Annotated in this window: 12 protein-coding genes; 5 read left to right on the top strand and 7 right to left on the bottom strand. The window is 71.7% G+C overall.

The genetic code is table 11. From position 1 onward, the window contains the following. Window positions 1-31 precede the first annotated feature (31 nt). Window positions 32-1,606 carry an ABC transporter permease gene (locus ITJ68_RS07455; RefSeq protein ID WP_194660620.1) on the bottom strand — a complete coding sequence of 525 codons (1,575 nt, stop codon included), beginning with the start codon at window positions 1,604-1,606 and terminating at the stop codon, window positions 32-34. Further along, the gene (locus ITJ68_RS07450) at window positions 1,582-2,919 is read right to left on the bottom strand and encodes an ABC transporter ATP-binding protein (protein WP_228504848.1); all 1,338 of its coding nucleotides are present in this window, start codon (window positions 2,917-2,919) and stop codon (window positions 1,582-1,584) included. Before ITJ68_RS07450 ends, ITJ68_RS07455 begins: the two co-directional genes overlap by 25 nt. Before the next feature lie 340 nt (window positions 2,920-3,259). On the opposite strand from ITJ68_RS07450, the gene ITJ68_RS07445 reads away from it, so the two are divergent. The 4 genes from ITJ68_RS07445 to ITJ68_RS07430 all read left to right on the top strand — a co-directional run bounded on the left by ITJ68_RS07445 (window position 3,260) and on the right by ITJ68_RS07430 (window position 6,018). Next, window positions 3,260-3,955, top strand: coding sequence for an NTP transferase domain-containing protein (locus ITJ68_RS07445; protein ID WP_194660619.1), 696 nt, complete (start codon window positions 3,260-3,262; stop codon window positions 3,953-3,955). Between the two features lie 40 nt (window positions 3,956-3,995). Next, window positions 3,996-4,820, top strand: coding sequence for an ABC transporter permease (locus ITJ68_RS07440; protein ID WP_194660618.1), 825 nt, complete (start codon window positions 3,996-3,998; stop codon window positions 4,818-4,820). Next, window positions 4,820-5,590 (top strand): ABC transporter ATP-binding protein, encoded by a 771-nt coding sequence (locus ITJ68_RS07435; RefSeq protein WP_194660617.1) that lies wholly within the window; start codon window positions 4,820-4,822, stop codon window positions 5,588-5,590. Before ITJ68_RS07440 ends, ITJ68_RS07435 begins: the two co-directional genes overlap by 1 nt. 125 nt (window positions 5,591-5,715) lie before the next feature. Continuing rightward, window positions 5,716-6,018 carry a hypothetical protein gene (locus ITJ68_RS07430; RefSeq protein ID WP_071271762.1) on the top strand — a complete coding sequence of 101 codons (303 nt, stop codon included), beginning with the start codon at window positions 5,716-5,718 and terminating at the stop codon, window positions 6,016-6,018. Between the two features lie 36 nt (window positions 6,019-6,054). On the opposite strand, the gene ITJ68_RS07425 is transcribed toward ITJ68_RS07430, so the two are convergent. The 5 genes from ITJ68_RS07425 to ITJ68_RS18980 form a co-directional block, all read right to left on the bottom strand. After that, window positions 6,055-7,287, bottom strand: coding sequence for a CDP-glycerol glycerophosphotransferase family protein (locus ITJ68_RS07425; protein WP_194660616.1), 1,233 nt, complete (start codon window positions 7,285-7,287; stop codon window positions 6,055-6,057). Window positions 7,288-7,323: 36 nt separating this feature from the next. Further along, window positions 7,324-8,232, bottom strand: coding sequence for a glycosyltransferase family 2 protein (locus ITJ68_RS07420; protein ID WP_194660615.1), 909 nt, complete (start codon window positions 8,230-8,232; stop codon window positions 7,324-7,326). Next, window positions 8,229-9,056: a CDP-alcohol phosphatidyltransferase family protein gene (locus ITJ68_RS07415; protein WP_194660614.1), complete on the bottom strand. Its 828-nt coding sequence runs from the start codon at window positions 9,054-9,056 to the stop codon at window positions 8,229-8,231. Before ITJ68_RS07415 ends, ITJ68_RS07420 begins: the two co-directional genes overlap by 4 nt. A 5-nt stretch (window positions 9,057-9,061) precedes the next feature. After that, window positions 9,062-10,105, bottom strand: a complete 1,044-nt coding sequence (locus ITJ68_RS07410; protein WP_194660613.1) for a glycosyltransferase family 2 protein — start codon at window positions 10,103-10,105, stop codon at window positions 9,062-9,064. A 568-nt stretch (window positions 10,106-10,673) separates the two neighbouring features. Further along, window positions 10,674-12,647 carry a S1C family serine protease gene (locus ITJ68_RS18980; protein WP_228504846.1) on the bottom strand — a complete coding sequence of 658 codons (1,974 nt, stop codon included), beginning with the start codon at window positions 12,645-12,647 and terminating at the stop codon, window positions 10,674-10,676. A gap of 182 nt (window positions 12,648-12,829) precedes the next feature. Between ITJ68_RS18980 and ITJ68_RS07400 the strand changes: the two genes are divergently transcribed. After that, the gene (locus tag ITJ68_RS07400; protein ID WP_194660612.1) at window positions 12,830-14,047 is read left to right on the top strand and encodes an aminotransferase class I/II-fold pyridoxal phosphate-dependent enzyme; all 1,218 of its coding nucleotides are present in this window, start codon (window positions 12,830-12,832) and stop codon (window positions 14,045-14,047) included. Window positions 14,048-14,064 lie beyond the last annotated feature (17 nt).

The raw sequence follows: 14,064 nt of genomic DNA, 5'->3' as shown, positions 1-14,064 counted from the left end.
GTGCGCGTGTGGGGGCGGAGAGCCAGCCGCGCTAGTTGCGCAGCGCCGCTGCGAGCAGGTCGGGCCCGCGGCGGTCGAAGGCCCGTCCACCGGCGAACACCCCGACCACGAGCACGACCACCCCGACGGCGAGTCCGACGACCAGCGTCAGCACGCCGGAGGACCGGGAGTCGTCCACGAACGCCAGCACCGCGAGCCAGCCGGCCGGCACCGAGAAGACCAGGATCCCGATGATCGTCACGGCCTGCGACACCGTCGACTTGACGCCGGCGGCCTGCGGCTGCTGGAACGGTCGGTCGCCCGGTCGGACCGTCGGGTAGGCCAGCAGGACGGACACCACGCTGGAGATCCCGAGCCCGATGAGCAGCGCCCCCACGCACACGCCAACCAGCACCGGGAACGCCGCCAGGTCGCCGAAGAGCCACGCGGAGAGCCACGAGCCGGCGACGACGACCGGGACACCGACGACGAGCAGCGGGGTGAGCCGTCCGAGCCGGTCGCTCCACCCGGGAGCGCCCGACGCCACGTGCAGCCAGACCGCCGTGTTGTCGTAGGCGACGTCGTTGTGGGGCAGGAAGCCCGCGATCACGGCCATGAGCGGCAGCGGGACGAGTGCCGTCCAGTGCCAGGGGACCCCGGCGACCCCGAGCGGGACGACGACGATCGGCACGAAGAGCAGGATCACGTAGGACGTGCGGTACCGCGGGTCACGCCCCCAGTAGGTCAGCGCGCGGGCCGCGACGGCGGCGACCGGTGCGGAGCCCAGACGGTCGAACCACCCCAGCCCACGGTGGGTGCGCGCGGTCGTGCGGTCGTCGACGGTCCGCGTCAGGCGCCCGACGAGTGCCCACCACGCCCACGCCAGCAGCGCGACGACCCCGACTGCGATGAGGAGCTTCGCCACGCCCTGGCCCGCGTGCCCGGCGGCGACGTCGGCCGGTGCTGCCCAGGCGGCGCCCCACGGCGTCCACCCGGCGACGTCGGCGATGCGCTGGAGCTCGGCGCTCCGCGGGTCGAGCCAGTCCGCGCCGAGCAGCAGGGGGACGGCCGGCACGAGCAGCACGACCACGACGAACGCCACGAACCAGCCGGCGTCGCGACCCGGTCGGTGCGACCCGATCAGCCACGCACCGAGCGTGCACCCGACGCGGACGAGCAGCCCGCACGTGGCGATGACGAGCAGCGCCGCGACGATCCCGAGCACCCCGCTGCCGGCCCCGCGCATCCAGGCGACGGACTGCGCCACCGCGACGACCGCGACGCCGACGACCGGCACGCCGAGCAGTCCCGCCAGGGCGAGCCCGGTCGTCAGTTCGCGCCGACCCAGCCCGAAGACCGCGAACCGTCGGGGGTCGAACTGGTCGGCGCCCCCGAGTGCGAACGGGACGAAGGTGAACCCGAGGGTGACGAGCATGCCCACGGGCACGATCACGGCACGGGCCGCGACGGGGTCGACGGTCCGGAGGTCGATGACGGCCATCGCCACCAGGACGGCGACGAGGAGTCCGACGAGGCTGCCGAGGACCACGAGCACCGAGCGCCTGGCGCCGCCGCGGACCTCGCCCGCGAGCAGGTCGGCCCTCAGCCGGAGAAGCTGTGCAACCATTCCATGCTCTCTGCGACGACGCGTCCGCCGGCGAGTTCGACGAACTTGTCCTCGAGGCTCTTCCGCCCGCGGACCGCCGGCATGGTCCCCGACGCGAGCACCTTGCCGCCGACGATGATCGCCACGGAGTCGCACGTGCGCTGGACGAGCTCCATCGAGTGACTCGACAGGACGACGGTCCCGCCGCCCCGCGTGTACCGGCGGAGGACCTCGACGATGGTGGCCGAGCTGACCGGGTCGACGGACTCGAACGGTTCGTCGAGCACGAGCACGCGCGGCGAGTGGATCAGGGTGGCGGCGAGGGCGATCTTCTTCGCCATGCCGACGGAGTAGTCCGCGACCTGGCGTCCGAGCGCGTCCCCGAGCCCGAAGGCCTCGGCGAGGTCCGCGCTCCGGGCACGGGCGGTCCGGCCGTCCAGCCCGCGGAGGGTCGCCGAGTAGTACAGCAGCTGCGCCCCGGTGAGCCGGTCGAACAGCCGCAGCCGGTCGGGCAGCACGCCCATGCTGCGCTTCGCGGCGGCGGGGTCGGCCCACACGTCGTGGTCGAGCACGGTCGCGGTGCCGGCGTCGGGACGCAGCAGGCCGGTGAGCATCGAGAGCGTCGTGGTCTTGCCGGCGCCGTTCGGGCCGACGACGCCGAAGAGCGAGCCACGGCGGATCTCGAGGTCCACGGCGTCGACGGCGAGGGTCTGGCCGTACCGCTTCACCAGGCCGTCCGCGCGGAGCACGACGGGCTGCTGCGGGGCGGACGTGCCCGGACGCTGGGTGGACGTCTGCTTCGGGGCCCGCTTCTTCGCGGTCGCCCCGGTCGCCTTCTTGGTCGGTCGCGACGCCGCGCCGGTCCCGTGCTCGTCCCGTGGACCGTCACCGGGCCTCCCGGCATCGCGCGTCGCATCGTCGGGACCGGTCGCTCCGTCCCGGACGGGAGGCTCGCCACGGCTGCCGTCGTCGGCCTGCGCCGCGTCCGTGGCCGGCTCCGGCCTGGTCGCGGCTGCCGCGCCCTGCGGCCGCGTCGCGCGCACGGGACGCTTGGCCCGCGGCTTCCCCTTCGTGCTCGGGGCGACGTTCGTGCTCGGGGCGACCACGGCCGGCAGGACTGCCGGTTCGCGGACGTCCGTCGGGGCGTCGTCGTCGGTCATGCCGTCCTGTCCAGAGCGGTCGTCCGCATCGTTCTCCCCCGTGTCGATCTCACCCGTGTCGTGCGCGGCCGGGTCGCCCCCGACCATGTCGTCCGTCATGCCCCCGACGGCCTCACGATCCGCGGCCGCCTCCGCGGCGTCGGCCGCGTCGTCGATCTCGGTCGTCTCCGTCATCCAGGCAGCATCCGACGTCGTGTACACGTCCTCGTCGTCCCCAGCAGCCACCACGCGCCAACCGTACCAACGCCGGAGGGCCATCGACGAAGCGGACTTCCCAGGGTCACGAATTGACCACGATCCGTCACGGAAGGGCGCTCTGGGCAGGACTTTCCGTATGATTCACCGGGGCACGACGGAGTGTTCACCACTTGGAAACCTGCCCGGCTCCACCACCGCACAGCCGCCTGACGCACCGTCCGGCGCGGCTCACGGACAATTCGGATGCATCCGGAGCAGACTCGACGAGGCCCGCCCGTGCCCCAGGGCGCGCGGGCGGACACCGGAAGGGACCACCATGACCACGCAGATCGTCATCCTCGCAGCGGGGATGGGCAGCCGCCTCGGGCGCAGCCTGCCGAAGCCGCTCACCGAGCTCCGCGACGGCCGCACCATCATGCAGCAGCAGTTCGACAACATCCGCGCAGCGTTCGGCTCGAGCGCCAAGGTGACCGTCGTCGTCGGCTACAAGTCCGAGTACATCATCGAGGCCTTCCCGGAGGCCTCCTTCGTGCACAACGAGTCCTACGACTCCACCAACACCTCGAAGAGCCTGCTCCGTGCCCTCAAGGCCACGGGCAAGGACGGCGTCCTCTGGATGAACGGCGACGTGGTCTTCGACCCGCGCGCCCTGGTCCGCGCCGCCGACATGATGGACCAGAAGCGGTCCTTCGTCAGCGTGAACACCGAGAAGGTCTCCGACGAAGAGGTCAAGTACACCGTCGACGCCGAGGGCTTCATCCAGAAGCTCTCGAAGCAGGTCGTCGGTGGCCTCGGTGAAGCCGTCGGCATCAACTACGTCGCCGCGGCGGACAAGCAGGCCCTGATCCACCACCTCGGCCGGGTCGACGACCAGGAGTACTTCGAGGGCGGCATCGAGGCAGCCATCGCCGAGGACGGTCTACGCTGGACGCCGATCGACATCTCCGACCTGTACGCGGTCGAGATCGACTTCGCCGAGGACCTCGAGCGCGCGAACGAGCTGTTCGCCTGAGCATCGGTCTCCTCTCGGTGATCCCGGCCGGAAGGACCCCATGACGACAGCGAGTGCGCCGACCGCACCGGTGACCGCCGCACCGCCGGCGTCACGCGGTGCAGGTCGGCGTTATCGTCATGCGCTCTGGTTGCTGACCAAGCGCGACCTGCGCGTCCGCTACTCGACGTCGGCGCTCGGCTACGTCTGGTCGATCCTCGACCCGCTGGTGATGTCGGGGATCTACTGGTTCGTCTTCACCCAGGTGTTCCACCGTGGCTCGGTGGGCGAAGAGCCGTACATCGTGTTCCTCCTGGCGGCCCTGCTGCCGTGGATGTGGTTCACGGGCAGTGTCTCCGACTCCACGCGCGCGTTCATCAAGGAGTCGAAGCTCATCCGCTCGACGACGATCCCGCGGAGCATCTGGGTCGCCAGGATCGTCGCGTCGAAGGGGATCGAGTTCCTCCTGAGCATCCCGGTGCTCGCGGTCTTCGTCATCGGGACCGGTGCCCACGTGCACTGGCAGGTCGTGCTCTACCCGCTGGCGATCGTGCTCCAGTGCGCGCTCGTCTACGGGCTCGGGCTCATCGTGGCTCCCCTGGTCGTCTTCTTCCGCGACCTCGAGCGTGCCGTGAAGCTGGTGCTCCGGTTCGCGTTCTACGCCTCCCCGATCATCTACAGCACCCAGGCGCTCCCCGACTCCCTGCACGACCTCGCGGCGGTCAACCCGCTGACCGGCATCTTCGGGATCTACCGATCGGCCTTCTTCCCGAGTCAGCTCGACTGGTTCGAGGTCCTCGTCTCGGTCGTCATCACGGCGGTCGTGGTCGTCGTCGGCCTCGTCGTCTTCCGGCGCAGCGAGCACCGCGTCCTCAAGGAGCTCTGATGACCGCCACCCAGTCCAGCCCGTCGACCACGGCCGGCGCCCCGGTCATCTCCGTGCGCGACGCCGGCATCCGGTTCAAGCGCAACCGTCGTGCCAGCCGCAGCTTCAAGGACCTGTTCGCCGGTCGGACGCGACGCAAGCGCGGCGACGAGTTCTGGGCCCTGCGTCACGTCTCGTTCGACGTCCGCCCCGGTGAGGCCATCGGGGTCGTCGGACGCAACGGTCAGGGCAAGTCGACCCTGCTGAAGCTCGTCGCCCAGGTGATGCTGCCGGACGAGGGCCGGGTCCACGTCGGTGCGGGTGTCGCGCCGCTCATCGAGATCACCGGCGGGTTCGTCGGCGACCTCTCCGTGCGCGACAACGTCTACCTGACGGCCGGGCTGCACGGCATGACCCGTGCGGAGATCCGTGCCGACTTCGACGAGATCATCGAGTTCGCGGAGATCGGCGACTTCGTCGACACCCCGTACAAGCACCTGTCGAGCGGCATGAAGGTGCGGATCGCGTTCGCCGTGATCTCCCGGCTGGACGAGCCGGTCATCCTCGTCGACGAGGTGCTGGCGGTCGGCGACAAGGCCTTCCGCGAGAAGTGCTACAAGCGCATCGAGGAGCTGCTCGCCGGCGGTCGGACGCTGTTCTTCGTGTCCCACAGCGACAAGGACCTGCGACGCTTCTGCGACCGCGGGCTGTACCTGGACAAGGGCCGTCTGCAGCTGGACGGCCCGATCGAGGACGCGCTGGCGCGGTACTCGGCGGACTACGGGGTCTGAGCGCGGCGGCGTCCTGCCTCCCCTCCCCACCACAACCCGCCCACCCCGCACCCCCTCCACAACCCCGTGCCCCCGGGGCCGTCCCCGCGCCGCCACCGTCGGACCCTCCCCCTACCCTCACCACCATGCCCACCACACCAACCGCCTACGCTGTCCCCTTCGCCGTCGACCGCACGGCCGCACCCCGCCGCTACGACCTCGTCAACATCGGCGACGAACCCGTCGACGGACTCAGCCTCACCCACCTCGGCACCGGGTACTGCCCGCCGCTGGTCGTCCGTCGGCTCGACCCCGGTCGCAGTCTCGGCATCGCGGTGTTCGGCGCCGCACCCGACGAGACCGGCGTGGTCATCGTCCGCTGGCGCCGGCCCGACCGCTCCGAGTACCTGTGGCGCATGTCGCTCGTCGGGCCCGGCATGGCGCCCTGACGACGACCGACGCCGGTCGTGGTGGCGCGCTGTGCGTCAGGCGGTGCCGCGGTCCCGCGCGACCTCGTGCCAGCGGGCGATGAGCCGCTCGACGGCGTCGTGGAAGCGGGCCGTCGCGGTGCCGGGCGTCGTGTCCCCGAAGTACCGCTCCACCCACCGTCGCAGGTCCGCGAGCTGGCTCGCGTCGTGTGCCGCGGCGTCCACGCGGGCCACCACCTGGTCCGCGTCCTCCGCCAGCAACCAGTTCGCCGCGGTCAGGTAGCCGCGCTCGTCGACGTCGGCACCCGGCGCCACCGGGCGGGTGACGATGAGGGGCTTCCCCACCGCCAGTCGGTCGTAGATCATCGCGCTGATGTCCGTGATGGCGACGTCCGCGTCGGCGAGCTGCCAGCCCAGCGCGGGCCCGTCGTCGTGCACGTGGTGCGCCGACGGGTCCGCGGTGTTGGCGGCTGCGATGGCGGCGACGATGCGCTCGTGCGCGGCCCGGTACGCCGGGTCGACGACGCCGCTGCGTGGGTGCGGGCGGTACACGAGCCGGTGGCGGGGCGACGCGAGCACCCGGTCGGCGATGGTGGTGCCGTGGCTCGCGATCGACCCGTAGGCGGCGGCCTCCCGGTCCCCCTCCCAGGTGGGCGCGTAGAGCACGACGGTGCGGTCGTCAGCCGGGTACGGCGGCTTCCCCGCGAAGTGGTCCGCCTGTGGGCGCCCGATGGCGATCGCCCGGTGCTCGACGTCGTAGTCCCAGAGCGCCTCGGACAACCGGTCACGCGCGGCCTCACCAGCGATCAGGGCGTAGTCGTACGCCTTGAACTGGTTCGTCGTCATGTACATCTTGTCGCTCTCGCCGTGGTTCACGAAGACGTGCCACATGCGCCCGTACCGCATCATCTGGAAGTTGCGGGCGTTCTGGTTGACGTACAGCACCAGCTTCGGCGCCTGCTCGTCGACGAACCGCTCCAGGTCGACGACCTGTCGGGCATACACCGCGGCGACGGGCGCTTCGTCGAGCAGGGTGAGCATCGTCCCCGGGTTCCGCGAGACGATCGCGACCCGGTGCGTGCGGGAGAGCTCGGCGAGCGGCTCGTACCACTGCCGCACCTGGTACATGTTCACGGGCCCGTCGGCGAAGTACACCGCGACCTCGATGCTGCCCGGCGCCAGCCGCTCCTGCGTGGGGAGCCGGCGTGCCAGGGCCCGGCGGCTCGATCGGGACCGCAGGAGCCGTCGGACGAGCCGGACGGCAGTGCGGGCGTCGCGGAGGATCGACATGCTGCGCTGCTCTCTCGTGGTGCGGTCGGGATCGGGTCAGACGACGGGTGGACGGCCGGACAGGGTCATCCGGGCGATGGTGAGCCAGCCCATGGGTCGGACCGGACCGCAGTCACTCGTCCAGCCCTCGCGGACGCCGTCGAACCACACCCGCAGTCGGCGGGGGTGCCGCCACCAACGCAGGACCTGGATCACGGCCCACGACCCGACGTACACCGGGCGGAGCGGCGCCGGCAGGTTGCGCCGTGCGAGCCAGACACGGTTCCGGGCGTTCAACCGGACGTACTCGCTGTGGCGGGCCGGGTCGATCGCCGGGTGGTGCGCGACGAGGTCCCCGGCGTACCAGGTCCGACGGCCGGCGTCCCAGACGCGCCAGGCGAGCTCGATGCCCTCGTGTGCGTAGAAGTACGGCGCGCCCCAGCCCCCGACGGCGCGGTACACGTCCATCGGCAGCACGACGGCGCCCTCCCACACGGAGAAGACCGGCGACGACTCGGTGGGGTCGCCCTTGCGGATACGAGGCACCCATCGCAGGGGGCTCGCCGTGCCGGACGGGTCGACCACGCGCGGCTGCACGAGCCCGAGGGAGGGGTCCCGCTCGAACAGCGCGACGGCGTCCACCAGGAACGTCGCCGACGGGATGGACGCGTCGTCGTCGAGGAAGAACAGGTAGTCGCCGTCGACGACCTCGGCGCCGGCGTTCCGGCCGGCCGGGATCCCGACGTTCTCCGGCAGGGCCAGCGACCGGACGCCCTCCGGCAGCCCCGTCGGTTCCCAGCCGTTGCCGACGCAGACGACGTCGAGCTCGACGCCCTGCTGCGCGAGCACGCTGTCGAGGCCGCGTCGCAGGTCTGCGGGCCGGGTGCCCTGGGACAGGCTGACGACCCCGATGCGCGGGCGCTCGCGGTGCGGGACCGCGTGGCGTCTGGCGGTGGCCGGGGTCACGCGCGGACCCGCTTCGACGAGATGATCGCCAGGAAGTGTCCGGCGGTGGCGATGACGGCCAGCGGCAGGAGCGCGCCCACCAGGACCCGGTCGATCAGCGGGTGGCCGACGACGAGCCCGATCAGTGCGAAGACGAACGCCAGGATCGAGAGCTCGACGGAGTGGTACAGCCGGTGGAACGGCAGGAAGCGGGCGACCTTGCGCAGCGAGGCGAGGCGTCGTCCGGACGGTGCCGTCGAGGCGTCCCGACGGTCGACCAGCTTCTCCAGGCCGGAGTTGGCGCGTGCCACGTGCACCATGTCGTTCAGCGCCTTGTTCAGCACGATGACCAGGCCGAGCGCGCACCCGATCGTCGTCCACATCCAGTCCGCGCCGTGGATCGGCCACGTCGCCGCACGGACACCGAGGGCGATCGGGATGAGCCCCTCGGTCGTGTAGTGCCCGACCTTGTCGAGGAACACGCCTGCGGGCGACCGGGTGCCGCGCCACCGGGCGACCTCGCCGTCCGAGCAGTCGACGAGCATCTGGAGCTGCCCGAGCACGAGCGCGAGTGCGGCGCCCCAGAACCCCGGGATCAGCAGTGCCGCGGCGACCGACCACCCGACCAGGATCATCAAGCCGGTCACCTGGTTCGCGCTGACACGGGTCTTCAGCAGCACCCACGTCAGGTACGGCGAGATGTCCCGGAGGTACAGCGACGCGGTCCAGTGCTCCGCGTTGGCGCGCGCTCGGACCTCGTCCGGCTGCGCGACCGCCCGCAGCTCGGCGATGGAGGTGGGGTGGGCGTAGCCGCGTTCGCCGCGGTCGTGCTGGGGGTCGCTCACGTGCGTCACCGTCCGGTGTGGGTCGTCAGCTCGGAGGTCCGCGTCAGGAACCCGACGATGAACCCGACCCCCCAGCCGATGTGGATGCAGGGCAGGACGACGAGCAGCCACGCGCGTGTGGCCGCGTCCGAACGTCGGGACACCGCGAGGGCCCCGACGACGACGAACACCAGGTAGACCGCCGGGACGACGAAGCCGAGCAGCGCCCAGGCGGCACCGCTGCCGAGAGCCGCGCCGACGATGCCGACGATCCCCGCGACGAGCCCGAGGCCGAGCCCCGCGACCATCACCGGGGGCACGAAGTAGCGCAGGCCGTTGCCCGCCGGGAACCGTCGTGCGAGTTCGCCACGCCACAGCCCCGTGGCGACGAACTGTCGAATGAGACGCTTCAGACTCGGCCGGGGCCGGTAGGTGACGACGAGCTCCGGCGTGAACCAGACGGTTCCACCGGTGGTGCGCAGCCGCCGGTTCAGCTCCCAGTCCTGGCCACGCTTGATGCCCTCGTCGAACAGGCCGACCGCGAACAGGCGGTCACGGCGGAAGACACCGAGGTAGGCCGTCTCCGCCGGTCCGGCCTGGCCGCCGACGTGGTGGGGCGTGCCGCCGAGGCCGACGCGGCTGCCGTACGCGAGGGCGACCGCCTTCTCGAACGGCGTCCGACCCTCGGCGCGCATGATGCCGCCGACGTTGTCCGCGCCCGACTCGGTCAGGGTCCGGACGGCGATGCGCGTGTAGTCCCGCGGCAACACGGAGTGCGCGTCGACGCGGACCACGACGGGGTGCTCGGAGGCGCGGATCGCCACGTTCAGGCCGGCGGGGGTCGAGCCCACCGGGTTGTCGACGGCGCGGATGCGGGGGTCGGCAGCGCTCATCTCGGCGACGAGTTCGTTCGTGCCGTCGATCGAGGGGCCGAGCGCCAGCACGACCTCGAACGGTCCCGCGTAGTCCTGGTCGAGGAGGCTCGCGACCGCAGCGCGCACCTCGGTCACCTCGTTCAGGACGGGCATCACGTACGAGACGCCCGGCAGGCGCTGTCCGTCTGTCTGCATGCGATCCCTCGGGGTCCTGGCGGTGAGCGACCTGCAGCCTATCAATCCCCGGACTCCCCCACCTGTCGCCGCCCTGGGCACCGGTCCCGCCGTTCGTCCCTCGCTCTCCCCCTCGCCGAGCGGGCGAAAGTGCGGGGTCGGGTCCACCCCGCAAGCCGACATTGCGCCCGCTCGCCTTCCCGAGGGCGAGCGGGCGGGAGCGCGGGGTCGGGTCCGTCCCGCACGCCGGCATTCCGCCCGTTCGGCTTCCCGAGGGCGAGCGGGCGGGAACGCGGGGTCCGGTCCGCCCCGCACGCCGGCATTTCGCCCGCTCGGCCCGGCCACCGCCGAGCGGGCGGAAGCGCAGGGTCCGGTCCGGCGGGCACCACGGCATTTCGCCCGTTCGACTTTCCGAGGGCGAGCGGGCGGGAGCGCGGGGTCGGGGCCGGCCCGCACGCCGGCATTTCGCCCGTTCGTGTGTGGGCGGTGCGGCGACGACGACGGGAACGGGCACATGGCGGCGCAGGGGCAGACAGACGGGAGGCACGGTGCCAGCTGGCACCGTGCCTCCCGTCTGTGGTGGGGTGCGTCAGCTCTTGCTGTCGTACGTCCCGAGGGTCACGTCCGCCTGGCGGGTGTCGCCGTTCCGGACGTAGGTGATGGTGGTCTTTGCGCCTCCGGCGAAGAACCGGACCTGCGCGGTGAGGTCGGTCGCGTCCGCGACGGTGGCGTCACCGATCTTCGTGACGACGTCGCCCTTCTGCAGACCGGCGCCGGCGGCGGCACCGCCCGAGGAGACGGACTTGATGAGGGCGCCCATCTGGGTGGCGTTGGTGTCCTCGTTCGCGTCGCCGACCGTCGCACCGAGCAGGCCGTGCGTGGCCGAGCCCTTGTCGATGATCTCGTTCGCGACGCGCTTGACCAGGTTCGAGGGGATGGAGAACCCGACGCCGATGCTGCCCGCCTGCGACCCGGACGACTCCGAGGCACCGGCGCTGGCGATCGCGACGTTGATCCCGATCAGCTTGCCCTTGGAGTCCAGGAGCGCACCGCCCGAGTTGCCGGGGTTGATCGACGCGTCGGTCTGGATGACCGGGAGCGAGACGGTCGCGGAGGCGCCGGAGCTCGAGCCGTTGTCGCCGTTGCCCCAGAAGTCGAACGGGCCGTTGCCGTTGTTGCCCTGGCCTTCGTTCGAGTCGCCGCCGGCCTTCGGGTCACTCGACGTGACCTGGATGCTGCGGTTCAGGGTCGAGACGATGCCGTCCGTGACCGTGTTCGAGAGCCCGAGCGGGGCGCCGATCGCGACGGCGGTGTCACCGACGTTGAGGTCCGACGAGTCCGCGAAGGTCATCGGCTTCAGGTCGGTGGCGTCGATCTTGATCACGGCGAGGTCGACCGTCGGGTCGGTGCCGATGAGCTTGCCGGTGTAGATCTCGCCGTTCGACGTCGTCACCTTGATGGTGCCGCCAGAGCTGTCGCCGTCGAGCGTCACCACGTGGGTGTTCGTGACGATGTAGCCGTCCTTGGTGAGGACGACGCCGGAGCCGGTGCCGGCCTCGCTCGAGGCGGAGACGTTGATCGTCACGACCGAGGGTGTCGCCGCCGCGGCCACCGCGGTGACGACGGTCGCCGAGTCGTAGTCGTTGACCGTGAGGTTGCCGCCGCCGGAGCCCGACGAGCTGACGATCGAGCCGCCGTTCGAGGTGGCCGCGACCCAACCGCCGCCGGCAGCGCCACCGACGAGGGCGGCGGCGATGAGGCCTCCGACGATCGGCAGCACCAGACGCGACCGGCGCTTCGGCTCGGTGGTGGTGCCTGCCGCTGCGCCCGACGCACCGGCAGCGGTGGCGCCGGAGAAGTAGTGGCCGTTGCGGGATGCGCCGTCCTGGTCGGCGTAGGCGCTCGAGGTGGGCGCCTGTGCGGACTGGCCGTAGCCGTACTGGCTGTTCGTCGGCTGCTCGTACGCGGAGGTCGGAGCCTGCGCGGAGCCCTGGGCGTACTCGCCGTAGCGGGGACGGTCCTGCTGGCCGGACTGGCTTTGGCCGTACTGGTCAGCCTGACCGTACTGCGACTGCTGACCGTACTGCGACTGCTGACCGTACTGACCGGAGTTGCCCTGGCCGTACTGACTCTGCCCGTACTGGCTCTGCCCGTACTGTCCGGTGTTGCCCTGGCCGTATTGCGACTGCTGGCCGTACGGCGACTGCTGCCCGGACTGGCCGTACCCGGACTGTTGTCCGTACTGGCCCTGCCCGGACTGCTGGTCGGACCCGTACTGCTGGCCGGACCCGTACTGCTGGTCGCTGCCGTACTGCGCCGTGGGGTACGGCGCCGTGTAGCGGTCGGTGTCGCCGGCCGAGGAAGCTGGGTGGATCACGTCGGTGTGGTCGGCATCCGTGCTCGCGCCGGGGGCCTCCTGCCCGCTCGCGCTGGTCGGTGCGTCGTTCGGCGTCGACGCGCCGGCGTCGCCCGTCTGCTGCGCGGCATCGTCGGCGGCGACCTCAGAGGTCGTGTCGTCCGGACGGATGTCGTCGCCGTGCCCGTTGGGCGTGGTGTCGGTCATGCTGGACGTGCTCCTTTCAAGCTCGTGCAGTCTGTCGCACGAGCCTGGGCAGTCCTGATGACGACCCTGCAAGTGCCTTGAGGTGAGCTTATGCGTCACCTGTGGACGCACTCCCGGGAGCGGCAGCGCCGACGCACTAGGTTGGGGACCGTCCAGCGCGAGCGCCCGTCGGAGGGAACCCCATGCGGCACACCGGACCCTGGCTGCGAGCGGCGGAGGGCGCGATGCTCCTCGGCCCCGACGGCGTCCCCGCCCCCACCGTGTTCGCCGAGATGAGCGCGCTGGCGGCCAGCACGGGTGCGGTCAACCTCGGGCAGGGCTTCCCGGACGAGGACGGTCCCGTCGAGGTCCTCGACGCCGCGGTGCGGGCCATCCGCGACGGCGTGAACCAGTACCCGCCGGGGCGCGGGACCCCCGACCTGCGTCTGGCTATCGCCGAGCACCAGCGCCACTGGTACGGGCTCGAGGTCGATCCCGACCAGGAGGTCCTCGTCACCGCCGGCGCGACCGAAGCGCTCGCGGCGACACTCCTCGCGCTGGTCGAGCCGGGCGACGAAGTGGTCACGTTCGAGCCGTTCTACGACGCCTACGGTGCCCTGATCCGCCTCGCCGGTGCCACCCACGTGACGGTGCCGCTGACCGCGCCGGACTTCCTGCCCGACGAGTCCACGCTCCGCGCGGCGTTCTCGGACCGGACCCGCGCGGTCCTGGTCAACACCCCGCACAACCCGACCGGACGTGTGCTGCCGACCGAGGTCCTGCGTGTCGTCGTCGAGCTCGCCGAGCGCCACGACGCGGTCATCATCACCGACGAGGTCTACGAACACCTCACCTTCGAGACGGAGCACGCGCCGCACGTGCCGCACGTGCCCATCGCCACGCTGCCCGGCGCCCGGGAGCGGACGGTGACGGTGTCGAGCGCCGGGAAGACCTTCAGCACCACCGGCTGGAAGATCGGCTGGCTCACCGCTCCCCCGGCGCTCGTGACCGCGATCACGACCGTCAAGCAGTACCTGACCTTCGTCAACGGAGCGCCGTTCCAGCCGGCGGTCGCCGCGGGCCTCCGCCTGCCGGACACGGTCTTCGCCGGCATCGCCGCGGACCTCGCGGCCAAGCACGCCGTGCTCGCGGCAGGACTCACCGCAGCGGGCTTCGGGGTGCACCGGCCCGACGGGGGCTACTTCGTCATCGCGGACACCGCCCCGCTCGGGTACGAGGACGCGCGCGCCTTCTGCCTCGAGCTGCCGCACCTGGCGGGCGTCGTCGGTGTGCCGGTGTCGGCGTTCGTCCGCCCGGACCACGCCGCCGGCTACCGGTCGCTGGTGCGCTTCGCGTTCTGCAAGAAGCGCTCCGTGCTCGAGGACGCGGCCAGCCGCCTCGCCACCCTCAGCCGGGCGTGACGTCCGCGGCGCCCCGG

The organism is Curtobacterium sp. VKM Ac-1395 (genome assembly GCF_015350975.1).
Lineage (GTDB): Bacteria > Actinomycetota > Actinomycetes > Actinomycetales > Microbacteriaceae > Curtobacterium.
Note: the sequence above shows the minus strand (reverse complement) of the source record. Positions and strands in the feature narration are given on the sequence as shown.

What these genes read in the sequence shown, in the direction of transcription:
- ITJ68_RS07455 (WP_194660620.1), bottom strand. Translation starts at nt 1,606, where the DNA reads ATGGTTGCACAGCTTCTCCGGCTGAGGGCCGACCTGCTCGCGGGCGAG.
- ITJ68_RS07450 (WP_228504848.1), bottom strand. Translation starts at nt 2,919, where the DNA reads ATGACGGAGACGACCGAGATCGACGACGCGGCCGACGCCGCGGAGGCG.
- ITJ68_RS07445 (WP_194660619.1), top strand. Translation starts at nt 3,260, where the DNA reads ATGACCACGCAGATCGTCATCCTCGCAGCGGGGATGGGCAGCCGCCTC.
- ITJ68_RS07440 (WP_194660618.1), top strand. Translation starts at nt 3,996, where the DNA reads ATGACGACAGCGAGTGCGCCGACCGCACCGGTGACCGCCGCACCGCCG.
- ITJ68_RS07435 (WP_194660617.1), top strand. Translation starts at nt 4,820, where the DNA reads ATGACCGCCACCCAGTCCAGCCCGTCGACCACGGCCGGCGCCCCGGTC.
- ITJ68_RS07430 (WP_071271762.1), top strand. Translation starts at nt 5,716, where the DNA reads ATGCCCACCACACCAACCGCCTACGCTGTCCCCTTCGCCGTCGACCGC.
- ITJ68_RS07425 (WP_194660616.1), bottom strand. Translation starts at nt 7,287, where the DNA reads ATGTCGATCCTCCGCGACGCCCGCACTGCCGTCCGGCTCGTCCGACGG.
- ITJ68_RS07410 (WP_194660613.1), bottom strand. Translation starts at nt 10,105, where the DNA reads ATGCAGACAGACGGACAGCGCCTGCCGGGCGTCTCGTACGTGATGCCC.
- ITJ68_RS18980 (WP_228504846.1), bottom strand. Translation starts at nt 12,647, where the DNA reads ATGACCGACACCACGCCCAACGGGCACGGCGACGACATCCGTCCGGAC.
- ITJ68_RS07400 (WP_194660612.1), top strand. Translation starts at nt 12,830, where the DNA reads ATGCGGCACACCGGACCCTGGCTGCGAGCGGCGGAGGGCGCGATGCTC.